A 26,738-nucleotide genomic window follows, 5' to 3' on the forward strand; every position below is an offset into this window, starting at 1 on the left:
TTTGCAATTTTATTTACTTGCACTTACAAGTATAATTCAGCAATTTAAAATATTAATTTTTTTAAATATTATTACTTTATAGTGCACAAATAATATTTTATTCATTTTTTAATTTTAAGAAAATTAGCACAAAATTAAGTGTATAATCATTAGTATAAGTATATTATATTTGGTGTAATGATATAGGAGTAAATATGAATAAAAAAATAAACATTAATGATAATACCTTTAAAACTGATTTTCCCTTTTTTAAAAATAATCCTGATTTAGTTTATTTAGATACAGCGGCTTCTTCACTAAAACCACAAATAGTTATTGATGCTGTTAGGGATTATTATGAAAAATATTGTATTAATCCACATAGTCAAGATTATCAACTTGCTGTTAAGGGAAATGATATATTTGAAGATACTAGAAAAACAATTAGTAAATTTATTAATAGTAACGAAAACGAAATAGTTTTTTGTCCTTCAGCAACTTTTGCTTATAATCAAATTGCTTTTGGCTTAGAAAAATATTTACAAGAAAATGATGAAATTTTATTAACCACTTTAGAACATAGCTCATTACTCTTACCATTTTATCGTTTGATACAAACTAAAAAAATTAAAATAAAATTTATTGAAACAAATAAACAAGGAGTCATTACTGTTGAAAATTTAAAAAAAGTTTTAACACCTAAAACTAGAATAGTTGCTTTTGCAAATATTAATAATTCTTTAGCAATAAAAAATGATACTGAAACATTAACTAATTTTATTAAAGAATATGGTAAAAAAAATGTTAAAAGTGATAATTGAATTTTTAAAAATATTTTAGTAATAATAGATGGTGCACAATCAATAGGACATATAAAAACCGATGTTAAAAATTGAAATATTGATTTTTTTGGATTTTCTGGTCATAAAGTTTTTGGTCCAACTGGAATCGGTGTCTTTTGAGGAAAAAACGAATGATTAAATATGCTAGATCCACTAATATTGGGTGGAGGCATGAATGGTGATATTTATGAAAATGGTAAATTTAACTTATTAGATAGTCCTTATCGTTTTGAGGGTGGAACACAAAATATTGCGGGTGTATTTGGGCTAGGTGCAGCTATTAAGTATTTATTAAACATTGGTATTGAAAATATTAGAAATCATGAAATTTTACTAAAAAAATACGCAATTGAACAATTAACAGCGCAGTTAGGAAATAACATTGAAATTTATAATATTGATGGCAATAGTAGTAACATAATATTTAATATTAAAAAAGTATTTGCACAAGATGTTGCTAATTTTTTAGGAACACAAAATATATGCGTACGCAGTGGAACTTATTGTGCTAAATTATTACCTAATATAATTAACGCTGAAGTAACAATTCGTCTTAGTTTTTACATATACAATTGCAAAAAAGATATTGACTTATTAGTAATAGCTTTAAAAAAAGGGATTAATGAAGGAGGAGATTTTTTAAATGAATTCTTTTAATAACAATCAAGACTATTATCGCAAACTAATTGTTGAACACTATAGTAATCCAAAAAATAAAGGTTTTAAAAATTTACCAAATAGTTTGACATATCATCAAAACAATGAATCATGTGTTGATAATTTTCATGTTGAAATTTCTATTAAAAATAAAGTTATTAATAGCGCACGCTTTACTGGAATTGGGTGTGCTATTTCAACTGCAGCAACCGATCTTTTTTGTATTTTAATTGAAGGTAAAACAATATCACAAATAAAAGAAATTATTATTAATTATCAAGCAATGTTATCAGAAAAGCAATTTAATGATAAAATAATTGAAAATATGATTGCTTTTAAAAATGTACCAAGACAACGTAATCGAATTAAATGTGCCCTTATTGGTATTAATGGTATTAATAAAATAATTGAGAAAGAATGTGAAAAAAATGGAAATGGAAATTAAGGATAAAATTAGTTTAAGAACCATTTATTTAAAAAAATTAAAAAATGTTTCTAAAAATAATTATCAAAAGTGAAATAAAATTATTTTCAATAAATTTAATGAATCACATTATTTTAAACAAAATAATGTATTTGCTCTTTATAATTCCTTACCATATGAAGTAGAAACTAAAGAAATTATTGAATTATTATGAAAAAATCTAAAACAAGTTTGTTTACCAAGAATGAATGGTGAGCATTTGGAATTTTACTTTATTAATAGTTGAAACGATATCGTATTTGATAATGATTTTAAAATTGGACAACCAAGTTTAAATTGCCAAAAAGTTATAGGAAGTCAAATTGATTGTATGTTAGTACCATTGATTGCCTTTGATAAAGATTATTATCGTATTGGTTATGGTAAAGGTTTTTACGATCGTTATTTATCTAAAAATAAATTTAACTTTAGTAAAATAGGACTTGGTTTTGCTATTCAAAAAATTCCTTATATAATTAATCACGATAATTGAGATATACCATTAGACTATATTTTTACTAATTAATATTTTAATCTAAAAATTAAATACACTAATCAATAAATAAAAGATAGTTTAATTAATCAAATTATCTTTTTTTATTTTTATTGTATATGCTGAATTATACTTGTAAGTGCAAGTCAATAAAATTGCAAAAAATTCTCATATAAAAATTTCATAATGCTAAATTTAGTTTAGAAAAAAGTAAGGAGTTTTTATATGAGTTATAAACATCTTGGCATAGATGAAAGGATTTATATTGAGAATCAATTGAAATTGAAATTTAAAATTAGTGAAATAGCTAAAAATCTTAATCGAAGTATTAGTACTATTATTCGAGAAATTAATAGAAATAAAGATAATAATCATTATTTTTCATTAATTGCACAAAATAAAGCTGAAAATCGAAAACAATCACATATTAGTTTTCATAAGTTTAAAAATAAGAATTTAGTAAAATATGTACAACAAAAATTACTATTAGGTTGATCACCTGAACAAATTTATGGCAGAATTAAAAATTTTCATAAAGAGTGAGTTATTAGTTTTAAAACAATTTATACTTGAATTTATTTTGGAATGCTTGATAAAGTTACTAGTAAAAATTTAAGAAGAAAAGGTAAAAAACGAAAATCTAAAGAAAATCGTGGCAAGTTTAATGGTAAATCAATTAAAGAACGAGATATAAATGTTAATGATCGTATAACACTTGGTCATTGAGAAGGAGATACTATAGTATCATCACGAGGTAAAAGCAAATCATGTTTAATAACTTTAGTTGAAAGAGTATCACGATTTACTTTAGCAATATTAGTTAAAAACAGAACTACTAAAGTTATTAATAAAAATGTCAGTTATTATTTATCAATTCTTCCTAAAAACATTGTTAAAACTATTACTTTTGATCGTGGCAAAGAATTTTCAAATTGACAACAACTTGAAAAAAATTTAGATGTAAAAATTTATTTTGCAAATCCATATTCACCTTGACAAAGAGGTACTAATGAAAATACTAATGGTTTAATTAGAGAAAAATTTCCTAAAAAATTTATTTTTTCAAAAACTAATAAAAATGAAGTTCATAAATTTATATTGTCTTTAAATCAAAGACCGAGAAAAATACTAAATTATCTTTCACCAATCGAATATTTGGATAGAAAAATAATTTAGTTGCACTTACCTTTACAATTTAGCATTATGTTTGTATTTATTTTAAAATAATAATTTGATTATTTTATATATTTAAAATTCGGATATAAGTTAACTATATAGTTTTTAAATAAAATGCATTATAATTATTTTATAGGATGGGTGAAAGATATGGATAAATCATTAGATAAACAATTTTTAACTACAAGTAATCTTATTGGTCAAAAAGAGTTAAAGAAATTAAAGGAAACTCCTTTACCTTCATTATTAGATTTAAATTTAACAAGAGTTTACTTTACTAGTCTTGGTGATGGTTTTTCGCGAATATTTATTTTAACTATTCAAATTTTTTGAATTGGTTTGATTTTTTTTAATGGCATTGGTTTTGGTCAATTGGTTGCTAATCTTCCTGGTATACCATCAGCGCCAGTTTTTCAAAGTGCAATATTAAAAGTAGTAGCAATGTTAGTTACTGTTTTATTTGCTTTTATAATTTTAATTATGATTTTACCCGTTTTTTTATCTAAAACTATTAGAGGTATTGGTTTAAGTTGTTTATTTTTTTTAATATTTGGTTCTATTGTTAATTTAATAATTATTGGTATTAGTTTTTTTATGTTTTCTTATAGTGACAGTCCTTATCGAATCACAGTATTGATTTTCGCGGTTATAGCACTCTTATTATGATGAATTGCTATTTTGCATTGATGATTAAATACTATTGAAAATAAAAAATATTTAATTAAAAGTATTATTAAAATGTATGAATTAAGTTTTAGATAATGGAAATTTAGGTGAATAATATATGGCTAAAAAGAAAGATAATGATGATTGAAGAAAACTAAATAATATTACTAAATACGTTACTGGTAAAGTAGAACCAGTAAAAGTAAAAAAAACTTTTCTGACAATAACTATTTCTTTAATTATGATAATTTGTTTAGCAATTAGCACTTTTTTTATTGCTCTTGCTATGCAGAGTGCTTTTAATATTGGTGATTTTAAACAAAATATTCCAGAAGAATCAATTATTGTTGATATGAATGATGTTCCAATTGATAGTAGTAATAAAAATTTACGTTTGCCATTTTTTGAAGAAGAATCAAAAAAACAAGTTTTTGATTTATTAATAAAAGAATCTTGATGAGATAGTTTTTTTCCAACTAATATTACTAATTATGATTTCACTTTTTATAAACCCAATAGTAATGATGAATTAGATAAGAGTTTAATTAAAACTGATGGTGTTACTAAATTTGATTTAAAATTAAAGTTACAATCTTCATTTATTGAATTTAAAATACCAGTAATTGCATTAATTAAAAATACTGCTAAATTTTATGAAAAATTTATGATGTTTAATCAATTTGAAGGAAAATTTAGTAAACATGTTTCAGGAAAATTTCCAAATGGTAGTGATTATTTGCAAGAACAATGAACACATGGTTATTTACCAACTAATTTTTATTATGCGGATAAAATTGATAATACTGTTATTTATAAAACAATCGAAGATGAAATTAATAAATTTATTAATGATTATAAAGAAGAATTTGCTAGTGATACTCATCTTTATCCAATAATATCAACAATTCCTTTAGCAGATATTGATTTTAATGATGTAGCTACTATTAAACCATATTTCGAACTAGTTCATAATCCCGAATTAAATTATGTTGGTAATGCTGTGAATAGTTCCAAAGAATATGTTAATCTTTATTCATATTCTTCAAATTTTCCATTAAAACCTTTTTATATAACATATGTTTCTAATCCAAATGTTGTTTATGATTTCATTGATTTAAAACCAACAAGTATTGAAGAGGTTATTGATTATCTTAAAGTTAATCCTATTGATTTTGTTCCTTTTAGTATGGTACAAGAAGCAGTAGATAGTGATGAATCATTAATAAAATATAGTCCTCCACATGTATTATTGACTAGTGATAATAGTGGTAATCATTTTAAATATAAGGAATTGAGTTATTATTTTGGCTTTTCAAATTCAATAAATAATAGTATTGAAAATATTAATGTTAATGATTATATTAATATTGGTGATTTAGAAACTTTTTTAGAAAATAAATATTGACAAGAAATGTATCAATTTGCAAAAAATAATTCTACTTTTTTCTTATTAGATTATCCTGATTCGACGGTTGATCCAAATATTAATTGAAATTTTGTTATTAAATCACTTGCTATTTTTAAAGGATATTTTGTTAAAGCTTTAAAGGTGCAAATTAATGAGTTAAGTGCTTTTACTTTTTTAGATATTGATGGTAATAATTTATCATTAAAGGCAACTGATATTATTAAGACTAATGATATTAAAAAAATTAGATTTCATATTGGAAAAGATTTGATAAGCAGTGACTATGTTCCCAAGCCCCATAGTTTTAATTTTACTTTTAAAGTAAAGTGAATTTAAATACTTAAAAATAAGTATTGATTTTATGAAAATGGGTTAAATTTTGATAACTATAATTTAATATTCATACTACTTATATAAAATATTTTTAATTATATAGGTTATTAATTGTAAAATTAATATAAATTTGTTATTATTCTTGTGTATAAAAAATATAAATAATATAGTAGTTTTTAACCCATTGTTTGTTGAGATAAAAGCAAATGGGTTTTTATTTTGAAAGGAAAATTATAAATGATATTGCAAAAATATAAAAAATTAAAATTAGTAACCTTATTTTTATTTATTTTAACTATTTTAATTATGGTAATTGGTTTAATGTTAATTGGTTTTTCTAATTTTAATAAAAGTTTTTTTGAACATCTTAAATTATATAAAGAAAAAAGACTTATTATAGAAATAACAATAGAAATAACAAATGGATTTAGTTTATTAAATTATATGAGTGTAAATTATATTTTAAATCATTCTGCAGAAAATATATGTTCATCAGTAGTTCATAATTATGATGGTTATTATGATTGAGTTCAATTACAAATTGGAGTTATTTTTTGTATAATTTTAACTCCAATTTTTGGATTTTTTACTATTGCATTAACTTTTTTAATTATTGGTTTAAAAGTAAAAATAAAAAATAATAATTTTTGAGATGCAATCCAAAAATGTGAAATAATTAACAGTTATTATGTTCATTAGGTATTTTGTTTTTAAAATATATTAAGTATTATTTTTAGTGAATCAACAAAATGTTTTATTTTATATAATGATTTATAATTTCTTATTTATTGCTAAATTGTAAAGGTAAGTGCAACTAAATTATTTTTCTATCCAAATATTCGATTGGTGAAAGATAATTTAGTATTTTTCTCGGTCTTTGATTTAAAGACAATATAAATTTATGAACTTCATTTTTATTAGTTTTTGAAAAAATAAATTTTTTAGGAAATTTTTCTCTAATTAAACCATTAGTATTTTCATTAGTACCTCTTTGTCAAGGTGAATATGGATTGGCAAAATAAATTTTTACATCTAAATTTTTTTCAAGTTGTTGTCAATTTGAAAATTCTTTGCCACGATCAAAAGTAATAGTTTTAACAATGTTTTTAGGAAGAATTGATAAATAATAACTGACATTTTTATTAATAACTTTAGTAGTTCTGTTTTTAACTAATATTGCTAAAGTAAATCGTGATACTCTTTCAACTAAAGTTATTAAACATGATTTGCTTTTACCTCGTGATGATACTATAGTATCTCCTTCTCAATGACCAAGTGTTATACGATCATTAACATTTATATCTCGTTCTTTAATTGATTTACCATTAAACTTGCCACGATTTTCTTTAGATTTTCGTTTTTTACCTTTTCTTCTTAAATTTTTACTAGTAACTTTATCAAGCATTCCAAAATAAATTCAAGTATAAATTGTTTTAAAACTAATAACTCACTCTTTATGAAAATTTTTAATTCTGCCATAAATTTGTTCAGGTGATCAACCTAATAGTAATTTTTGTTGTACATATTTTACTAAATTCTTATTTTTAAACTTATGAAAACTAATATGTGATTGTTTTCGATTTTCAGCTTTATTTTGTGCAATTAATGAAAAATAATGATTATTATCTTTATTTCTATTAATTTCTCGAATAATAGTACTAATACTTCGATTAAGATTTTTAGCTATTTCACTAATTTTAAATTTAAATTTCAATTGATTCTCAATATAAATCCTTTCATCTATGCCAAGATGTTTATAACTCATATAAAAACTCCTTACTTTTTTCTAAACTAAATTTAGCATTATGAAATTTTTATATGAGAATTTTTTGCAATTTTATTTACTTGCACTTACAAGTATAATTCAGCATTTTAAAAAAATAAATTTAAATTTGATAATTTTGTAAAATTGAACACTTATAATTTTGATTTATATCAGATACTATTATTAAGTTTTAATACCTAAAATAAGTTATAATATAAATAAAAAATAAGGGGTGTTAGATATATGAAAGAAAAAAAAGATGACTTAAAAAATACTCCATTGTCAAATGTTGATAATAGTATTATCAAACCAAATAATGATAATCCATCATTTAAAGATATTGAAGAACAACGTTTTACTACTTATAATCCGTTATTAAGTGATAGTATTAAATTTAAAAGAATGTATTGAAGTTCAAAAATGGAAAATATTGCTCGTATTTTGTTACTTACAGTTTCTTGTTTTCATTTAATTTTTTCTTATTTTTTAGCTAACAATTTGGTTAATCAAATTTTGAGTAATAAAGGTAGTAACATGAACCCAACTTATATAATTTATATATTTTTAATTATAACTCTGGGATTTAATTTTATATTTTATTTACCAGTAGCGATTGGTCGCACTGCTAGTGCTATGTTTGGATGATCAATTGTTTATATTATTTTAGCAATTGCTTATTTTATAGTTTTAGAAGTATTTTGTACAATTTTGTTAGTGGTTAATGGATTAGTAAATGAAACTGTTTCTGCAGAAGTTCCAATATTTATGATTATTGTTTTACTAATAACTGTTTTATGATTAATTGCTGCTTGTTTATTAATTGTTAAAAGTGATGATGTAAGAAGAGAATTAAGTGTCGAATAAATAATAAGTAAAGGAGAATATAAATGAGTACAGATAGTTTACTTTCTAAGCGAATTGAACAATTAATTAAAGTAATTAGCGCTGATGTTTATGAAAAAGAAACTGTTTTTAAACTTGCTATTTTGGCGTTATTATCAGGAGAATCAATATTTTTATTAGGATTACCAGGAATTGCTAAATCATTAATTTCACGACGAATTAAATATGCGCTCCATGATGGGCGAAATTTTGAATATTTAATGAATCGTTTTTCTACTCCAGAAGAAATTTTTGGACCAATCTCAATCAAAGATTTATTAAAAGGTAACTATGTAAGAATTATTGATCAATATTTGCCTGCTGTTGATATTGCTTTTTTGGATGAAATTTGAAAAGCAGGCCCTTCAATTCAAAATACATTACTAACTATTATTAATGAAAAAATCTTTCGTAATGGTGGTGTTGATATCAAAGTACCATTAAAACTATTAATTTCAGCTTCCAATGAGTTACCAGAAAGTGGTAAAGGTTTAGAAGCTTTATTTGATCGTTTTATTATTAGAATGATAGTTTATGGTTTAACTAATGAAGAAAATTTTAATGATATGTTAGAAAGTATTACTAGTTTAGAAGTAAAAGTTCCACTTGAATTACAAATTAAAACTTCTGAATATGAAAAGTGATTAAAAGAATTGGAAACTACTGTTACTTTAAGCAAAGAAACATTAAATTTTATTTCTCGTTTTCGTAAAATTTTAACAGAAGCAACTAATGGTAAAGCTTACATTTCTGATCGAAGATGAAAAAAAATTGCTAAATTAATAAAAGCTTCAGCTTATTATAACGGTAGAACAACTACTGATAAGCCTGATTTATTGATTATTCCTTACTGTATTTGAGATAATGAAGATCAAGAAAAAGAGTATACAAAACTTTTCAATGAAGCATATTGTGAAGATTTAACTTACACATTGAAACAAAATCAGATTGAACTGGAAAGTGAGTTGGAAACATTAAGTAATAATGCCGAAAACATTAAAGATAGTCAAAATCAACCATCTATTTACTCCAATCCATTTTCTGAACAAATTAAAGGCATATATTATCGTTTATTATGACATAGTGATGAGTTTCCAATTTGTTTTATTAGTAGAAAGGATTTTCAGTTATTATTACGACGTAATAAAAAGAGTCATAATATTCAATTATTTTATGGTAAAAGTTTAAGTAAAATGGAAGGTAATCAGAAGTTTGAGTTGCAATTAAAGAATTCTAGTGAATTAATAAATATTACAAATAATTCTATAATTCAAGTTGAATTAACTAATACTGATAGTAAATCACAATTTGGAAATATTAATAGTCAAATGAAAGATTTAAAGCAACAAATTAATGAATTAAAAGTACATTTTGAACAAGAATATCATCGTTTAAGTAAAACCGATTCTATATTTTTTGATGAACAATTTAAATCACTATTAGAAATGGCATTTTTTGATAAAATTTCACAAATACCAGAAGCAGAAACCGAAACGACTCTTTCATCAGAATCACTAACTGAAGATTCACCAATAACTATTTCAAATGTTAATGATACTAATAATAATAATTCTGATATTAATTAAGATAGGTGATTATTATGGAACAATTAATTGAATCCCATGTTTCACAAATTTTAGAAACTAAATTGAAAAAAATGTCTTTATCAGAAACAAATTTGAGTAGTTTTACTTGATTTAAAAAAAATTTTGCTTGATTAGCTCCAGAATTTGATCAACAAATTAGTCATTTTTATTTAAATGAAGTTTTAGAAAAAAGTAAAAATATTGTTATTAGTCCCATCATTAAAAGAGAATTACGATTATATTTCTGAGTTATGATTAATGGTATTGATAGATTAAAAAATAATTGACAAGAAATTTACACTAGGGCAAAAATTCTTGATTCACCAATGATTAATTATTTTCATTATTTTCAAGAAAAATTTAAGGATCGTAAACTTAATAGTAAATTAACTTTTGATAATTTTATAAGACATTGAGAAAGTTTAATGGTTCAAAGAATTGTAAATTATAAATTATTTGAAACTATGCAAATGCGTCAAAAATATTTAACAATGTGAAGTAATAATATTAAAATTATTAATGAAGTAAGACATATTGTTGGTTTTGCTTGAAATTTTTTTGGACGATTTTGAGAAGGAGATTTAAATGATTTTAAAAAAATTAATTTAAATACTATTATACAATATGGTGAAATTTTAAATAAGAATCCATCTATTATTGAAATTGCTAGACTACTTGGTCGTTGAAAAGGAATTTCGGGTTTAACAGAAAAGCAAGTTCATCAAAAAGTACAAATTGAATATCAATTAAAGCCATTAGGAAAATGGCCTGAAGAAATAGTAGGAATTACCGAGGGTAAAGATTTAGAACATTTATTACCATTAGAATTAGTTAATCTTGCTATTCCAGAGTTAAATGCTATTTTTTATAAAAAATTTGTTGAAGAAAAGTTAGCAATTACAGAGTTTGAATCAATGGATTTAGTTGCCACTGAACATCTTGTTGAAGAAGTTGTAGAAGTACCAATTCCCGAAAGTGAAGGCCCTTTTATCTTATGCATTGATACATCTAAATCGATGAGTCATAGTCCAGAAATTATTGCAAAATCAATTGCGCTTGCTATTAGTAAAATTGCTTTACAAGAAAAAAGACCATGCTATATGATCAATTTTTCTGGTAAATTTGAAACTTATGATTTATCTAATTTAGTTTCATCAATTCCCAATCTAATTCATTTTTTAGGTCATAGTTTTAAAGGACATACTAATATTAATCCAGCTATTAGTCACGCTTTAACAATTATGCAATCTAAAACATATCATAATGCAGACTTATTGGTAGTTTCTGATTTTTTATCTGCTAATATTACTAAAAATAATATTAATTTAATGTTGCAACTAAAAGCAAAAGCTAATCGCTTTCATGCTATTAATATTGCTTCTTCAACATTGTCTAATAATTTTAAAAAATATTTTACTAATTATTGACATTATGATCCTCGCGATCCATTTGCTGCGCGAAAAATTGCATTAAATTTAGTTAAAACTAAAAATAAATCTTAATCTTAATTTTGATAGTTATTTTTTTGCTTTAATAATGATAAAATATTATTAGAGTGAAACAGTAAACTGATAATGAGAGATGGATAATATGAAAAAAAATAATTTAATTTTAAGCAAAACATTAGTTATTATTAGTGTTTTAACAGTAACAATTAGTTTATCAATTTTTCCATTATTTAATTGAGGTGTTCCATTAAAAAACAATATTGCTATTATTATTGCTTTAATCGTTAATAAAGAACCAATTACTAGTAGTTTTTATAAACAATTAATGACTAGTGATAGTATAGTTTCTTTATATACTTTTGGAACATTATTGATTTTTAATTTAACTTATTTAATACCATTAATTTTGATTAAAAAACCTTTTTCAAGATCAGTTTTTGCTATACACATGTTATTAATAACCTTAGTATTGGTACTTTTTGTATTAGTACTTTTTAATTACTTGAATATTAGAAATTTTCAAACTATTCCTTTTAAAGATTTATGAACAATTCCTTGAGCAGGTATTGGTTTAAGTTTACTTACTATTTTTTGATATGGATTAAAAAATTTATGAGTTAATCCTCCACAGTTATCAAAAAAAAGTAATGATTATAGTAAAAACAAAAAAGAAGAAATTAAAAGTGATGATTTACCATCATATGAAGATTTACAATTACAATTAAAAATGTTAAAAAAACAATTAAAAGAAGTTAGAAATATTAAAGGTAAGAAATAATAAAAGTTATTTTAGATTTTTAATGAGATCATTAGCAAACTTTGTTTTTTGATATTTGTTGTTGGTTGATTACTATAGTTAGGTGAATTTATTTCATTTTTACTTGAGTTTAAAATTCATGATTGCAAATATTCTTTCACTTCTAGATTCACTTTATTTATTGATTCTCAAAAATTATCTATACATTCAATTTTAGCACCATTTTCTATTAGAAACTTAACTCCCTCTATATTATTATTATCAGCAATTAGAATTAAGGCAGTTTTACCATTTTGATTTGTATGATTAATATCAGCGTTATTTTCTACTAAAAATTTAATAACATCTAAGTGATTATTTTGAGCAGCTCGTGTTAAAGCACTTTCTTTATTATAATTAATTATATGGTTAACATCGGCATCGTTTTCAACTAAAAATTTAATTATATTTAAATATCCTTTTTTGGCGGCTTTTGTTAAAGCGCTATTACCACTACCAATTTTTATATTTTTTTGAAAAGAATTTTCTTTTATTCTATAAGTATAAGTCAAAATATCTGAATTTGTATAGTTGACATTAGCATTATTTAGTAATAAAAGTTTAATTTTTTCTAAATCATTTTCTTTTACTGCATTCATTAATTGTTTATTTTTTTCTCTTTCTCTTGCTTGTGGTGAACATGATTTCAAAAATTTAATTACATCTAAATGACCATTTTCAATAGCTCGATCTAAAGCAGTTTCACCACGTAAATTTATTTGATTAACATCTGCATCGTTTTCAACTAAAAATTTAATTATATTTGCTAAATTGTAAAGGTAAGTGCAACTAAATTATTTTTCTATCCAAATATTCGATTGGTGAAAGATAATTTAATATTTTTCTCGGTCTTTGATTTAAAGACAATATAAATTTATGAACTTCATTTTTATTAGTTTTTGAAAAAATAAATTTTTTAGGAAATTTTTCTCTAATTAAACCATTAGTATTTTCATTAGTACCTCTTTGTCAAGGTGAATATGGATTGGCAAAATAAATTTTTACATCTAAATTTTTTTCAAGTTGTTGTCAATTTGAAAATTCTTTGCCACGATCAAAAGTAATAGTTTTAACAATGTTTTTAGGAAGAATTGATAAATAATAACTGACATTTTTATTAATAACTTTAGTAGTTCTGTTTTTAACTAATATTGCTAAAGTAAATCGTGATACTCTTTCAACTAAAGTTATTAAACATGATTTGCTTTTACCTCGTGATGATACTATAGTATCTCCTTCTCAATGACCAAGTGTTATACGATCATTAACATTTATATCTCGTTCTTTAATTGATTTACCATTAAACTTGCCACGATTTTCTTTAGATTTTCGTTTTTTACCTTTTCTTCTTAAATTTTTACTAGTAACTTTATCAAGCATTCCAAAATAAATTCAAGTATAAATTGTTTTAAAACTAATAACTCACTCTTTATGAAAATTTTTAATTCTGCCATAAATTTGTTCAGGTGATCAACCTAATAGTAATTTTTGTTGTACATATTTTACTAAATTCTTATTTTTAAACTTATGAAAACTAATATGTGATTGTTTTCGATTTTCAGCTTTATTTTGTGCAATTAATGAAAAATAATGATTATTATCTTTATTTCTATTAATTTCTCGAATAATAGTACTAATACTTCGATTAAGATTTTTAGCTATTTCACTAATTTTAAATTTAAATTTCAATTGATTCTCAATATAAATCCTTTCATCTATGCCAAGATGTTTATAACTCATATAAAAACTCCTTACTTTTTTCTAAACTAAATTTAGCATTATGAAATTTTTATATGAGAATTTTTTGCAATTTTATTTACTTGCACTTACAAGTATAATTCAGCAATACTAATTTTTTCTAAATAATTAATAATTATCTTGTGAAAACTTTTAATCAATTGATAACTTTTTTCATTTATAAAACTATTAAAACTTTTTATTTTTTTATATGTTATACATAAGTTTGAACAATCATAATTTTGATTAAAAATAAAAATTCAACAATCTAAAAGACTATATTTATTTAAATTGATTTTTATTTCTGGTAAAGAAACTATTTTAACACCATAATTTGATGTTAAAATGGTAACATTATTTATTGATTTAATGTAGTTAATGTTTAAAATCAAACCAGTATCAATATTAAACATATTTTAACTATAACCTAACTCTTTTAATTTTCTAGGATTATTTCTTCAATCAGGTATTACTTTTACAAAAGTTTTTAATATAATATGAGAATCAAAAATACTTTCTAAATCTGTTCTAGCTCTTATTCCAATTTCTTTAATCATACTACCTCCTTTACCAATAATAATTCCTTTTTGTGAGTCGCGTTCAACAACAATAACAGCATTAATATCAGTAATATTAGTATTTGGATTATAATTAATACTTTCAATTAATACTGCTACACTATAAGGAATTTCTTCTTCTGTTAAATTTAAAATTTTTTCACGAATAATTTCCTTAATTAAAGTATTATCTGAAACATCATCGTTATTTTCAATTAAATAATTCTTTTCACCAATTGGTAAATACTCATATAGTTTTTTCAATAATATATCTAAGTTCATTTCTTTTATAGCAGAAATTGGAATTATTTCTTTAAATGGTAATAAATCTTTTCACTCATTAATTTTATCCATTAATTTTTCTTTTGTTACTAAATCAACCTTAGTTAATAAAAGTAGAATAGTTGTATTTACCCTTTCTGATAATAATTTAATAATATGTTTATCGCTATTTCCAATGTATTCATTACATGGCGCTAATAAACAAATAATGTTAGTTTCTTTAGTGGCACGGTTAGCATCGCGATTCATCATTCGTCCAAGTTGGTTATTATGTTTATGAATGCCGGGAGTATCAAAAAATATGATTTGCATATCATCACTATTATAAATACCTTGAATTTGATTTCTGGTTGTTTGTGGTTTATTAGACACAATTGCCTTTTTTTCTTGAAGAATGGTATTTAATAAAGTTGATTTTCCAACATTACTTCTACCAATAAAACTAACAAAACCTGATTTAAAATTATTAGTCATAAATTAATTCCCTTTCAATGAACTTGGTTTAAACGCTAAAGGTAATAAGTCTTTTACTAATATTTTACAAATTGTTTTAGTATCATTATTTTCATTTTTATTACTAATATAAACAGGGCATGTTTCTGGCATAATTTCAATCATAAATTGACGACACATACCACAAGGAGAACCAACCGTTTCACTATCAGTAATTAAAAATAGACTAATAATATCTTCTTTTTTATAACCTTGAGCAATAACTTGTGACAAAGCTGCTCTTTCAGCACAAATACCTACTGAGTATGCAGCATTTTCAACATTTACTCCTAACACTTCTTTACTATTTTTCAAAATTACTATTGCAGCAACTCTAAATAAAGAATAAGGCGCATAAGCATTTTTTTGTATTACTTTTGCTTTTTTCAATAATACTAATAAATCTATATCTTGTTCCATTATACCACTCCTTATTTTCTAGTAATACCAAGAATATTTAAAATTTCATCTTGTAAATCAAACATAACCTTTTCTTCTACGCTATTTTGATGATCATATCCTAATGTATGAAGTAATCCATGAATAAAAAGAAATGATAATTCTCTAATTAAACTATGACCATATTCTTGTGCTTGCGCTACTGCCTTTGAATAACAAATATAAACATCGCCTAAATCTCTAATATCAATATTAATATTTGGAAAATCATCATCATCATTTCCGAATGATAAAACATCAGGAACATAATCTTTATGACGATACATTTTATTTAATTCAATACTAGTCTGTTCGTCATTAAAAATAACAGCAATACACCATGTAATTTTCTGTTTTAACTTAATAGCTACTGCATTTAAAATATTTTCTGATAAAATATTAAAATTTTTAATGTCATAGTTATGATCATTGTAAATATTTACAATATTAATTTTTGCTGGCATTTATCTACCTAACTTCTTTTTGATTAAATTATATCAATATTTACATTTATGTTGTAATATTATTTCAAATAAATGTTAACAAACTTTCTTTACCAATAATTATTAATACCATTTGATTTAAATATGTATTAGAATTAATGTTTTCTTCAATTAAAAGTTGATTATTATCATTTCATTTTGGAAAAAAAATTGTTAAATAACATTTATTAATAGAGAAAAAAATAGTAATTTGATTAAAACTATTAAACTTTAAACATTCTTCTCTTTTAAAATCTAATAAATAAGCAAAGTGTCCCTTATTTTCATATCTTGTCTCACTTATAAAAATAGTTTGACCATTAACAGCATAAACATGAGGAATATTAATAATTTTTAAACCTAATAAGAGTCCTAAAAAAAGAAAAATTGAACTACTTCCTAATAAATAAGTACTTTGTCTAAAAAAAATCATTATTCATTACCATCTATACTTTTATAATTATTTAAATCAATTACATTTTTAAATAATTTTACTAGTGTTAAATCATGACCTGCATAAGCTAAATTGTAAAGGTAAGTGCAACTAAATTATTTTTCTATCCAAATATTCGATTGGTGAAAGATAATTTAATATTTTTCTCGGTCTTTGATTTAAAGAAAATATAAATTTATGAACTTCATTTTTATTAGTTTTTGAAAAAATAAATTTTTTAGGAAATTTTTCTCTAATTAAACCATTAGTATTTTCATTAGTACCTCTTTGTCAAGGTGAATATGGATTGGCAAAATAAATTTTTACATCTAAATTTTTTTCAAGTTGTTGTCAATTTGAAAATTCTTTGCCACGATCAAAAGTAATAGTTTTAACAATGTTTTTAGGAAGAATTGATAAATAATAACTGACATTTTTATTAATAACTTTAGTAGTTCTGTTTTTAACTAACATGGCTAAAGTAAATCGTGATACTCTTTCAACTAAAGTTATTAAACATGATTTGCTTTTACCTCGTGATGATACTATAGTATCTCCTTCTCAATGACCAAGTGTTATACGATCATTAACATTTATATCTCGTTCTTTAATTGATTTACCATTAAACTTGCCACGATTTTCTTTAGATTTTCGTTTGTTAACTTTTCTTCTTAAATTTTTACTAGTAACTTTATCAAGAAAACCCAAATAAATTCAATTATAAATTGTTTTAAAACTAATAACTCATTGTTTATGAAAATTTTTAATTCTGCCATAAATTTGTTCAGGTGATCAACCTAATAGTAATTTTTGTTGTACATATTTTACTAAATTCTTATTTTTAAACTTATGAAAACTAATATGTGATTGTTTTCGATTTTCAGCTTTATTTTGTGCAATTAATGAAAAATCATGATTATTATCTTTATTTCTATTAATTTCTCGAATAATAGTACTAATACTTCGATTAAGATTTTTAGCTATTTCACTAATTTTAAATTTAAATTTCAATTGATTCTCAATATAAATCCTTTCATCTATGCCAAGATGTTTATAACTCATATAAAAACTCCTTACTTTTTTCTAAACTAAATTTAGCATTATGAAATTTTTATATGAGAATTTTTTGCAATTTTATTTACTTGCACTTACAAGTATAATTCAGCAATTAAAAAAAATGTTGGTTCTTATGATATAAAATTAGATTTTTTTAATGCTATACTTATTTATAAAGTTTAAAATAATATGAAAGGAAGCAATTATGAAAGTAATTAAGGTTAAAAATATTACGAAGTCGTATAATGGTAATGTTGTACTCGGACCTATTAATTTAGAAATTGAGAGTGGTAGTTCTGTTGCTATTTTTGGTGCTAATGGTGCTGGTAAAACCACATTATGTGAGATTATTAGTAATACTAAAAATGCAAGTACAGGAGAAATTGAATATAACTTTAATAAAAAAGATATTCCATATGTTGTTGGAATAAATTTTCAAGATCAAGTTTATCCTAACTTTATAACAGTTAAAGAATTAATAAATTTTTATCATAAGATTTATTTAGATAAAATAAAACCCGAAATTTTTAATAGTATGTTAGATAAGTTTCAATTAACAGAATTATACAAACGTAAAGTAAATAGTTTATCGGGTGGTCAAAGACAAAGAGTTAATTTATTTTTATCATTATTTCATCAACCAAAAATTTATATTGGTGATGAGATTTCAACTGGTTTAGATGTTAAAACAAGAATTGATATTATTAATTTTTTACAAGAACAAATTAGTTTGAATAACATTACTTTAATTTTAGTTAGTCATAACTTAGATGAAATCCAAGCTTTATGTAAACGTATTATTTTTTTAAAGGATGGTCAAATTATTGATGATACTACTGTTGTTGAAGTTACTAAAAAATATGGTTCATTATTAAAATATTATTTAGAAAAAACAGAAACACCATTAGAAATAACTACGAGAAAGGAAAAAAAATAATGCTAGCAATGTTTCAATTATTATTTGGTTATTTTAAGAAATCTTTCCATAGTATTTTCTTTGGTTTTATTTTCCCTATTATTATGTTAACAATTTTAGTTGCTGTATTAACACCCGGTAACCCAAATGCTGCACAAACAGTATTACCGGGGTTAGTGATGTCAGCTTCACCAGTATTAGGAATTGTTACTTTATCAATGACATATTCTGATTTTAAACAATCAATAATTATTAAAAGAATTGGTGCAACACCATTAAAACCATGACAATTTATTAGTATTATTTTAATATTTCATGTTATTTTAATTTTTATTGGTAGTTTTTGAACATTAGGAATTGGTGCAGCTTTATATCATAATCAGATTAATTGAGAACTAATTAATTGAGGTTATATATTACTAGCAATTCTGCTTTCATCAATTATGTGTTCAGCAGTAGGAATAATGGTTGGTATTCTTGCTTCTGATTTTAAAATTGCTAATGCTTTTGCTTTATTATTATATTTGCCAACATCATTTTTATCGGGTCAATATATTCCGTATGTAGCCATTAAAGGACAACCAGTTTTAGTTATTATTGCTAAAATTATTCCTTTTTCTTATCCTGTTTCTATTATGAATAGAGGATGAAATAATTATGGTACTCCAAATGATTTAATCAATGCAGCACTTTTTGATAATTACTGAATACCGATTTTAGTTAGTTTACTTTGAATTGGAGCATTAATATTTGGAGCAATTATGGCTTATAAATATCGACGTAAATAAGTAAATAAGAAAAAAGATTTGTTTATAAACAAATTATTTAAAATTATAAAAAATATTTACAAAATAAACAAGCCTAATTAGGCTTGTTTTGATTTATTTTTTTAAAAAAATGATACTTAAATTTTGGTCATTTACTGCGGCTATCAATTCCTGAATTAGTAGCAAAAAGATCAAAATTAATAACATTTTTTACATTTCATGCTGAAAGGTTCTGATTAAATTTTTTTGCATTTCAAAACATTCCCATCATATTTGTTACATTTGAAACATCTCAACCGGAAATGTCTTGATTAAATTTTTTTGCATCATAAAACATATAACTCATATCTACTATATTTGATATATTTCAAGAAGCTATGTTTTGATCAAATGTTAGATTATTAGCAAACATATTACTTAAAGAAGTAATTTTTGTTGGTAATTGATCTGGTACTTTTTCAACTATTTTTGGCATTTTAACAGCTTGAATTTCTCTAATTCCATTTTCAAAAAAACCGATTTGAACAATTTCTTTACTTTCTATGTCTGACAAATCTTTATCATTAGTTGTTTTTTGTATTCCATTTTTATCTTTGTAAATTGTATCTTGTTTTGTTTTATTTTGAATATAATTAGTTGTAATATTAGTATTTTGTTTGATAGTGTTTAAGAAACTAGTTAAATTACCTGTGGTTGTTGTAAGTATTAAAATACTTAATGTTTTGATTAGTGTTTTCACTAAAAAATCTCCTTTTTTTGTTTTTTCCAATAACTTCTTAAACTTAAGAAGTTAATTATATTTTAATTCGTTTAAAAATAAATTCAATAAGTGTTAAATTTTATGTTAAAAATAAAAATATATAAATATTAGGAAAAATTTTTTATGTTATTAGTAAGTTTAAATGTAATACAAAAGTTATATAATATATTTTAATTTACATACAATTTGTTTATTTTTTTAAAATAAAGATATTTTTATGATATTATTAAATTAATTTAATAACTGTTAATTACTAGTATAGATAGTTTTATCTATATTAGTTTTTTGGTTTTTATTAAATTAATTTAATTAAAAAAATATTATATATTGGGTTTATTGCGTTTAAAGTCAAGTTTTATATTGAGTTTATTAGAAAGAAGTTAAAATATGGCAAACGGCAGAGAAGTTATTATTACGAATAATTTAAATAATCCAAGTATAAAAAGTTTATTATTAATTGATGAATTTAATAATAAAATCGGTGACGCAATACTTATTATTGATTTAGAAAAAAAAGAAGCTATTTTAGAAAGTATATTTATTGAAGAAAAATATCGTAAGCAACAATATGGTAGTTTACTTATTTACAAAATTTTTGAGATATGTCATAGCAATAATATCGAAAACCTTATTTTATTATCAGATCCAACTAATGTTACTGTCGGTGAATTTTATGAAAAATTAGGATTAACTTATGCATGAAATAAAAAAACTTTTTTTTATGATTATGAAATTAATATACCTCATGCAATTTTTAATAAAAGAGATGAAAGTGAAAAGTGAAAAAATATTAAAATAAAAGAAATTTTTATTGATTTGCTAAATTGTAAAGGTAAGTGCAACTAAATTATTTTTCTATCCAAATATTCGATTGGTGAAAGATAATTTAGTATTTTTCTCGGTCTTTGATTTAAAGACAATATAAATTTATGAACTTCATTTTTATTAGTTTTTGAAAAAATAAATTTTTTAGGAAATTTTTCTCTAATTAAACCATTAGTATTTTCATTAGTACCTCTTTGTCAATGTGAATATGGATTGGCAAAATAAATTTTTACATCTAAATTTTTTTCAAGTTGTTGTCAATTTGAAAATTCTTTGCCACGATCAAAAGTAATAGTTTTAACAATGTTTTTAGGAAGAATTGATAAATAATAACTGACATTTTTATTAATAACTTTAGTAGTTCTGTTTTTAACTAATATTGCTAAAGTAAATCGTGATACTCTTTCAACTAAAGTTATTAAACATGATTTGCTTTTACCTCGTGATGATACTATAGTATCTCCTTCTCAATGACCAAGTGTTATACGATCATTAACATTTATATCTCGTTCTTTAATTGATTTACCATTAATTAAACTTGCCACGATTTTCTTTAGATTTTCGTTTTTTACCTTTTCTTCTTAAATTTTTACTTAACTTTATCAAGCATTCCAAAATAAATTCAAGTATAAATTGTTTTAAAACTAATAACTCACTCTTTATGAAAATTTTTAATTCTGCCATAAATTTGTTCAGGTGATCAACCTAATAGTAATTTTTGTTGCACATATTTTACTAAATTCTTATTTTTAAACTTATGAAAACTAATATGTGATTGTTTTCGATTTTCAGCTTTATTTTGTGCAATTAATGAAAAATAATGATTATTATCTTTATTTCTATTAATTTCTCGAATAATAGTACTAATACTTCGATTAAGATTTTTAGCTATTTCAATAATTTTAAATTTAAATTTCAATTGATTCTCAATATAAATCCTTTCATCTATGCCAAGATGTTTATAACTCATATAAAAACTCCTTACTTTTTTCTAAACTAAATTTAGCATTATGAAATTTTTATATGAGAATTTTTTGCAATTTTATTTACTTGCACTTACAAGTATAATTCAGCGTTAAAAAAGATAATTTTAATATTTAGATTTTTTCTTTTCTCAAATGTCTTGTTTTTTAAAATTAACAATGTAAAATAAAATACATAATTAATTTAAAATATAAAAGAGTAAAATTAAATGGTAATTTAGAGACTTAGTGGTTGCTGTAAACTAAGCAAGTTTAATTTGAAGGTAACTTATATTATTAGTAATTTAAATAATAATTAAGTGCATTTACTTTGTAAATGAATTAGGATGGTACCGCGTTAAAAAACGTTCCTATTTGTGGAATATTTTTTTTATTTTAAAAAGGAGTATAACAAATGAATAGAAATTTAAACAAAAAATATAATCATATTGAAATTGAAAAGGATCGTTATGAACAATGAGTAAAATCTGGATTATTTAAGGCAAATGTTAGTTCTATTAATCCTACATTTTCTATTATCTTACCACCACCTAATGTAACCGGACTTTTACATTTAGGTCATGCTTGAGATAGTACTATCCAAGATTTATTAATTCGTTATAAACGTTTACAAGGATTTAATACTTTATTTATACCTGGTATGGATCATGCTGGCATTGCCACGCAAGTTAAAGTTGCACAACGTATTAAAGAAGAACAAAAACTTAATTTGCAAGAATTAGGTAAAGATAAATTTTTACAACAAGCATGAAAATGAAAAACAGAATATGTACAAAACATAAGAAAACAGTGAGCAAAACTTGGTTTAGCATTAGATTATTCGCATGAAGTATTTACTTTAGATGAAAATGTTAAGCAAGCAGTTAATGAAGTATTTGTAAAGTTATATAAAGAAGGTTGAGTTTATCGAGGAAAAAAGATAGTAAATTGAGATCCAGAATTAAAAACCGCTATTTCTAATATTGAAGTAAATTATCATGAAACAAAAGGAAAAATGTATTATTTAAAATATTTTATAGAAAATAGTAGTGAATTTATTACTATTGCTACTACCAGACCAGAAACAATGTTTGCTGATCAGTGTATAGTTGTAAATAGTAAAGATAAACGTTATTTACAATTTATTGGTAAAATGGTTGTTAATCCGGCTAATAAAATGTTAATTAAAGTCATTGCTGATGATTATGTTGATATGAATTTTGGAACAGGTGCTATGAAATGCACACCAGCACATGATGCTAATGACTATGAAATTGCATTACGTCACAATTTAGCCATGCCTATTTGTATGAATGTTGATGGAACTATGAATGAATTAGCACAATCATATATTAATCAAGATCGAATGGTATGTCGTAAACAATTAGTTGAACAATTAAGAAAAGAAGATTTAGTTGTAAAGGTTGAAGACCATCTTCATCAAGTTGGTTATTCAGAAAGAAGTAACGCTATTATTGAACCATATTTATCACAACAATGATTCATAAAAATGAAACCATTAGTTGAAATGATTATTGATAAACAAAAAAATAAGAAAACAAAGATTGATTTTCATCCAATATTATTTGAACAACAACTTTTGCAGTGATTAAATAATATTCAAGATTGATGTATTTCTCGTCAATTGTGATGAGGTCATTCGCTTCCAGTTTGATATCATAAAAAAACTAAGAAAATTTATGTTGATACTAACCCACCATCACCAATTAACGATTATATTCAAGAATCAGACGTATTAGATACATGATTTTCTAGCGGTTTATGACCTTTTGTAACCTTGGGTTGACCACAAAAAAATGTTGATTTGCAAAAATATTATCCAATATCAGTATTAGTTACTGCTTATGATATTTTATTTTTTTGAGTTGCACGAATGATGTTTATGGGTTGAAAATTTACTAATCAAAAACCATTTACTAATGTTTTAATTCATGGTTTAATTCGTGATGAACAAGGTAGAAAAATGTCAAAATCATTAAATAATGGAATTGATCCAATGGAAGTTATTAAAAAGTATGGTGCGGATGCTTTACGTTACTTTTTAGTTAGCAATTGTGCTCCAGGTCAAGATTTAAGATTTAGTATTACTAAAGTTGAGTCAGCTTGAAATTTCAATAATAAGTTATGAAACGCTGCACGTTATGTACTAATGAATATTGATGATAAGTTTCAATTGGATGAAAATATTGTCTATAATAATTCATTATCATTTATTGATCAATGAATTTTACAAGAACTTAATCAATTGATTATTTATGTAGAGCAATATATGGAAAAATATGAATTTGTTTTAGTAGTTAAAGCACTATCAAATTTTATATGAAATAAATATTGTTCTTGATATATTGAATTAAATAAAATTAATTTACAAAATCAAGAGCAACAAAGTAACTCATTACAAACATTATATTATGTTTTACAACAAATTATTATTATGGTTCATCCCTTTATTCCCTTTATCACAGAAGCAATCTATGAAGAAATGGGGTATAAAAATAGCATTTTAACAAATAAGTTTCCTAAAGTTAAAGTTATGGAAAAAACAAAAGATGTAACACAATTTGTTGAAATATTAATGGAAATTATTGGTAATATTCGAGAAATTCGTAAAGAACTTAATTTATCTTTAAAATTACCGTTAACTATTCATATCAATACGACTAATTCTTTTTTTGAATTAGAAAAAAATACTTTAAATCCTTATTTATTACAATTAACTAATAGTCAAATTGTTACTATTAGTGATAGTCCGTTGTCTGTTAATAATAAAATAATTAAAATTATTAATTCAGCAGTAATAAAAATTAATGTTTCAAATTTATTTAATAAAGAAGAACAATTAGCAAAATTAAAAGAGGAATTAGTTTATATTGAAAATGAAATAAAACGTAGTAAAGATATTTTAAGTAACCAACAATTTTTAGAAAAGGCACCACCAACAAAAGTTGAAATAGAAAAGCAGAAATTAGAAAAGTATCAAAATCAAAAAATTTTAATCAATGCCAAGATTAAAGAATTATAAAAAACTTTTATTTTAATTCAAGTTGAAAAATTTCATTATTTTCCAATTTAATATCATCGATACCTACTGAAAAATCAATAAATTCTTTACCATTTCAGTGCTCAATGTATCAAAATTTTTTATCTTCTTGAGTACCTTTTTTACCTTTTACAGCAACCAAAAATCTTCCAATTTGACTTTTTTCAACAGTAAAATCATTAGAACAAGCACTTAGTAAATTACCAAGTGTATTAAAAGTAGTAATATAATTAGTTTTTTCAAGAATAGTTTCCTTGCCGTTGATAGCTGTAATTTCAATATTAGTAGTAACGCTATTTTGATTAGTAGTACCATTTAAGAATTTTGGGATATAAAATATTGGGAGCATACCGATGTTGTCAATAATATTCAAATTTGTCTTTAAATTATAAGTTTAGACGAGAATAATTTAGACTTCAATATGCAATTGTAAGTTAATCTTAACACTTCAAAAATATTAGTCAACAATAATACTTACTTTTATAACTCAAAAATTCTTATTAAAGTTTTCTTTAATAAGTTTTATTTTATTTTTATTTGCTAAATTGTAAAGGTAAGTGCAACTAAATTATTTTTCTATCCAAATATTCGATTGGTGAAAGATAATTTAGTATTTTTCTCGGTCTTTGATTTAAAGACAATATAAATTTATGAACTTCATTTTTATTAGTTTTTGAAAAAATAAATTTTTTAGGAAATTTTTCTCTAATTAAACCATTATTATTTTCATTAGTACCTCTTTGTCAAGGTGAATATGGATTGGCAAAATAAATTTTTACATCTAAATTTTTTTCAGGTTGTTGTCAATTTGAAAATTCTTTGCCACGATCAAAAGTAATAGTTTTAACAATGTTTTTAGGAAGAATTGATAAATAATAACTGACATTTTTATTAATAACTTTAGTAGTTCTGTTTTTAACTAATATTGCTAAAGTAAATCGTGATACTCTTTCAACTAAAGTTATTAAACATGATTTGCTTTTACCTCGTGATGATACTATAGTATCTCCTTCTCAATGACCATTTACCATTAAACTTGCCACGATTTTCTTTAGATTTTCGTTTTTTACCTTTTCTTCTTAAATTTTTACTAGTAACTTTATCAAGCATTCCAAAATAAATTCAAGTATAAATTGTTTTAAAACTAATAACTCACTCTTTATGAAAATTTTTAATTCTGCCATAAATTTGTTCAGGTGATCAACCTAATAGTAATTTTTGTTGTACATATTTTACTAAATTCTTATTTTTAAACTTATGAAAACTAATATGTGATTGTTTTCGATTTTCAGCTTTATTTTGTGCAATTAATGAAAAATAATGATTATTATCTTTATTTCTATTAATTTCTCGAATAATAGTACTAATACTTCGATTAAGATTTTTAGCTATTTCACTAATTTTAAATTTAAATTTCAATTGATTCTCAATATAAATCCTTTCATCTATGCCAAGATGTTTATAACTCATATAAAA

The 26,738-nt window shown here is 23.1% G+C and carries 30 protein-coding genes; 15 read left to right on the forward strand and 15 right to left on the reverse strand.

From position 1 onward, the window contains the following. Nucleotides 1-194: 194 nt before the first annotated feature. From AAHM79_RS02660 to AAHM79_RS02690, 7 genes are all read left to right on the forward strand, one after another. Nucleotides 195-1,478: an aminotransferase class V-fold PLP-dependent enzyme gene (locus AAHM79_RS02660; RefSeq protein WP_338957699.1), complete on the forward strand. Its 1,284-nt coding sequence runs from the start codon at nt 195-197 to the stop codon at nt 1,476-1,478. Further along, nucleotides 1,465-1,923, forward strand: coding sequence for a Fe-S cluster assembly sulfur transfer protein SufU (sufU, locus tag AAHM79_RS02665; protein ID WP_174481014.1), 459 nt, complete (start codon nt 1,465-1,467; stop codon nt 1,921-1,923). Before AAHM79_RS02660 ends, sufU begins: the two co-directional genes overlap by 14 nt. After that, nucleotides 1,913-2,467, forward strand: a complete 555-nt coding sequence (locus tag AAHM79_RS02670; protein ID WP_256468307.1) for a 5-formyltetrahydrofolate cyclo-ligase — start codon at nt 1,913-1,915, stop codon at nt 2,465-2,467. Before sufU ends, AAHM79_RS02670 begins: the two co-directional genes overlap by 11 nt. A gap of 192 nt (nt 2,468-2,659) precedes the next feature. Continuing rightward, nucleotides 2,660-3,610 carry an IS30 family transposase gene (locus AAHM79_RS02675; protein WP_342257778.1) on the forward strand — a complete coding sequence of 317 codons (951 nt, stop codon included), beginning with the start codon at nt 2,660-2,662 and terminating at the stop codon, nt 3,608-3,610. Between the two features lie 150 nt (nt 3,611-3,760). Continuing rightward, nucleotides 3,761-4,372 (forward strand): hypothetical protein, encoded by a 612-nt coding sequence (locus AAHM79_RS02680; protein ID WP_338957994.1) that lies wholly within the window; start codon nt 3,761-3,763, stop codon nt 4,370-4,372. A gap of 22 nt (nt 4,373-4,394) precedes the next feature. Next, nucleotides 4,395-6,020, forward strand: coding sequence for a hypothetical protein (locus AAHM79_RS02685; RefSeq protein WP_342258061.1), 1,626 nt, complete (start codon nt 4,395-4,397; stop codon nt 6,018-6,020). Nucleotides 6,021-6,254: 234 nt separating this feature from the next. Further along, nucleotides 6,255-6,716 carry a hypothetical protein gene (locus AAHM79_RS02690; RefSeq protein WP_338957920.1) on the forward strand — a complete coding sequence of 154 codons (462 nt, stop codon included), beginning with the start codon at nt 6,255-6,257 and terminating at the stop codon, nt 6,714-6,716. Nucleotides 6,717-6,831: 115 nt separating this feature from the next. On the opposite strand, the gene AAHM79_RS02695 is transcribed toward AAHM79_RS02690, so the two are convergent. After that, complete coding sequence (locus AAHM79_RS02695; RefSeq protein ID WP_338979395.1) at nt 6,832-7,782, reverse strand: IS30 family transposase; 951 nt, start codon at nt 7,780-7,782, stop codon at nt 6,832-6,834. Between the two features lie 243 nt (nt 7,783-8,025). On the opposite strand from AAHM79_RS02695, the gene AAHM79_RS02700 reads away from it, so the two are divergent. The 4 genes from AAHM79_RS02700 (at nt 8,026) to AAHM79_RS02715 (ending at nt 12,476) form a co-directional block, all read left to right on the forward strand. Next, nucleotides 8,026-8,646, forward strand: coding sequence for a hypothetical protein (locus tag AAHM79_RS02700; protein WP_342258062.1), 621 nt, complete (start codon nt 8,026-8,028; stop codon nt 8,644-8,646). A 23-nt stretch (nt 8,647-8,669) separates the two neighbouring features. Further along, nucleotides 8,670-10,250 (forward strand): AAA family ATPase, encoded by a 1,581-nt coding sequence (locus AAHM79_RS02705; RefSeq protein WP_338957914.1) that lies wholly within the window; start codon nt 8,670-8,672, stop codon nt 10,248-10,250. A gap of 14 nt (nt 10,251-10,264) precedes the next feature. Further along, nucleotides 10,265-11,752, forward strand: coding sequence for a VWA domain-containing protein (locus tag AAHM79_RS02710; protein ID WP_342258063.1), 1,488 nt, complete (start codon nt 10,265-10,267; stop codon nt 11,750-11,752). A gap of 79 nt (nt 11,753-11,831) precedes the next feature. Continuing rightward, a complete protein-coding gene (locus AAHM79_RS02715; RefSeq protein ID WP_342258064.1) occupies nt 11,832-12,476 on the forward strand; it encodes a hypothetical protein in 645 nt (214 codons plus the stop codon). An 11-nt stretch (nt 12,477-12,487) separates the two neighbouring features. Here AAHM79_RS02715 and AAHM79_RS02720 read toward each other — a convergent pair whose 3' ends face one another. The 8 genes from AAHM79_RS02720 to AAHM79_RS02755 form a co-directional block, all read right to left on the reverse strand. Beyond that, on the reverse strand, nt 12,488-13,264 hold the full coding sequence (locus AAHM79_RS02720; protein ID WP_342258233.1) for an ankyrin repeat domain-containing protein: 777 nt from the start codon (nt 13,262-13,264) through the stop codon (nt 12,488-12,490). 19 nt (nt 13,265-13,283) lie between these two features. After that, a complete protein-coding gene (locus tag AAHM79_RS02725; protein WP_338979395.1) occupies nt 13,284-14,234 on the reverse strand; it encodes an IS30 family transposase in 951 nt (316 codons plus the stop codon). Nucleotides 14,235-14,320: 86 nt separating this feature from the next. Then, nucleotides 14,321-14,644 carry a hypothetical protein gene (locus AAHM79_RS02730; RefSeq protein WP_342258065.1) on the reverse strand — a complete coding sequence of 108 codons (324 nt, stop codon included), beginning with the start codon at nt 14,642-14,644 and terminating at the stop codon, nt 14,321-14,323. 3 nt (nt 14,645-14,647) lie between these two features. Next, nucleotides 14,648-15,544 (reverse strand): GTPase Era, encoded by an 897-nt coding sequence (era, locus tag AAHM79_RS02735; protein WP_252320259.1) that lies wholly within the window; start codon nt 15,542-15,544, stop codon nt 14,648-14,650. Nucleotides 15,545-15,547: 3 nt separating this feature from the next. Continuing rightward, complete coding sequence (cdd, locus tag AAHM79_RS02740) at nt 15,548-15,982, reverse strand: cytidine deaminase (protein WP_338957389.1); 435 nt, start codon at nt 15,980-15,982, stop codon at nt 15,548-15,550. 11 nt (nt 15,983-15,993) lie between these two features. Next, a complete protein-coding gene (ybeY, locus tag AAHM79_RS02745) occupies nt 15,994-16,464 on the reverse strand; it encodes an rRNA maturation RNase YbeY (RefSeq protein ID WP_342258066.1) in 471 nt (156 codons plus the stop codon). Between the two features lie 46 nt (nt 16,465-16,510). After that, nucleotides 16,511-16,915, reverse strand: a complete 405-nt coding sequence (locus AAHM79_RS02750) for a hypothetical protein (RefSeq protein WP_342258067.1) — start codon at nt 16,913-16,915, stop codon at nt 16,511-16,513. Nucleotides 16,916-17,026: 111 nt separating this feature from the next. Continuing rightward, nucleotides 17,027-17,977: an IS30 family transposase gene (locus AAHM79_RS02755; RefSeq protein ID WP_342258068.1), complete on the reverse strand. Its 951-nt coding sequence runs from the start codon at nt 17,975-17,977 to the stop codon at nt 17,027-17,029. 199 nt (nt 17,978-18,176) lie between these two features. On the opposite strand from AAHM79_RS02755, the gene AAHM79_RS02760 reads away from it, so the two are divergent. After that, nucleotides 18,177-18,908 carry an ABC transporter ATP-binding protein gene (locus AAHM79_RS02760; RefSeq protein ID WP_342258069.1) on the forward strand — a complete coding sequence of 244 codons (732 nt, stop codon included), beginning with the start codon at nt 18,177-18,179 and terminating at the stop codon, nt 18,906-18,908. Beyond that, a complete protein-coding gene (locus tag AAHM79_RS02765) occupies nt 18,908-19,675 on the forward strand; it encodes an ABC transporter permease (protein ID WP_342258070.1) in 768 nt (255 codons plus the stop codon). Before AAHM79_RS02760 ends, AAHM79_RS02765 begins: the two co-directional genes overlap by 1 nt. 73 nt (nt 19,676-19,748) lie before the next feature. Here AAHM79_RS02765 and AAHM79_RS02770 read toward each other — a convergent pair whose 3' ends face one another. Beyond that, entirely contained in the window at nt 19,749-20,393 is a 645-nt protein-coding gene (locus tag AAHM79_RS02770; protein ID WP_342258071.1) for a BspA family leucine-rich repeat surface protein, read from the reverse strand. Between the two features lie 408 nt (nt 20,394-20,801). On the opposite strand from AAHM79_RS02770, the gene AAHM79_RS02775 reads away from it, so the two are divergent. Beyond that, nucleotides 20,802-21,260, forward strand: coding sequence for a GNAT family N-acetyltransferase (locus AAHM79_RS02775; protein ID WP_342258072.1), 459 nt, complete (start codon nt 20,802-20,804; stop codon nt 21,258-21,260). On the opposite strand, the gene AAHM79_RS02780 is transcribed toward AAHM79_RS02775, so the two are convergent. Together AAHM79_RS02780 and AAHM79_RS02785 are read right to left on the reverse strand one after the other, a co-directional pair. Continuing rightward, complete coding sequence (locus AAHM79_RS02780) at nt 21,257-21,784, reverse strand: IS30 family transposase (protein WP_342258073.1); 528 nt, start codon at nt 21,782-21,784, stop codon at nt 21,257-21,259. The two genes, AAHM79_RS02775 and AAHM79_RS02780, sit on opposite strands and share 4 nt — an antisense overlap. A 44-nt stretch (nt 21,785-21,828) precedes the next feature. Further along, the gene (locus AAHM79_RS02785) at nt 21,829-22,209 is read right to left on the reverse strand and encodes a helix-turn-helix domain-containing protein (protein WP_342258074.1); all 381 of its coding nucleotides are present in this window, start codon (nt 22,207-22,209) and stop codon (nt 21,829-21,831) included. Nucleotides 22,210-22,616: 407 nt separating this feature from the next. On the opposite strand from AAHM79_RS02785, the gene AAHM79_RS02790 reads away from it, so the two are divergent. Then, nucleotides 22,617-25,244, forward strand: coding sequence for a valine--tRNA ligase (locus tag AAHM79_RS02790; RefSeq protein WP_342258075.1), 2,628 nt, complete (start codon nt 22,617-22,619; stop codon nt 25,242-25,244). Between the two features lie 7 nt (nt 25,245-25,251). Here the strand turns inward: AAHM79_RS02790 and AAHM79_RS02795 are convergent, their stop codons facing one another. The 3 genes from AAHM79_RS02795 to AAHM79_RS02805 form a co-directional block, all read right to left on the reverse strand. Beyond that, nucleotides 25,252-25,611 carry a hypothetical protein gene (locus tag AAHM79_RS02795; protein WP_342258076.1) on the reverse strand — a complete coding sequence of 120 codons (360 nt, stop codon included), beginning with the start codon at nt 25,609-25,611 and terminating at the stop codon, nt 25,252-25,254. Nucleotides 25,612-25,825: 214 nt separating this feature from the next. Then, complete coding sequence (locus AAHM79_RS02800) at nt 25,826-26,293, reverse strand: IS30 family transposase (RefSeq protein WP_342258077.1); 468 nt, start codon at nt 26,291-26,293, stop codon at nt 25,826-25,828. Then, entirely contained in the window at nt 26,244-26,732 is a 489-nt protein-coding gene (locus tag AAHM79_RS02805; protein ID WP_342258078.1) for an IS30 family transposase, read from the reverse strand. Before AAHM79_RS02805 ends, AAHM79_RS02800 begins: the two co-directional genes overlap by 50 nt. Nucleotides 26,733-26,738 lie beyond the last annotated feature (6 nt).

Source organism: Spiroplasma endosymbiont of Nomada ruficornis (assembly GCF_964030795.1).
GTDB lineage: Bacteria > Bacillota_I > Bacilli_A > Mycoplasmatales > VBWQ01 > Spiroplasma_E > Spiroplasma_E ixodetis_A.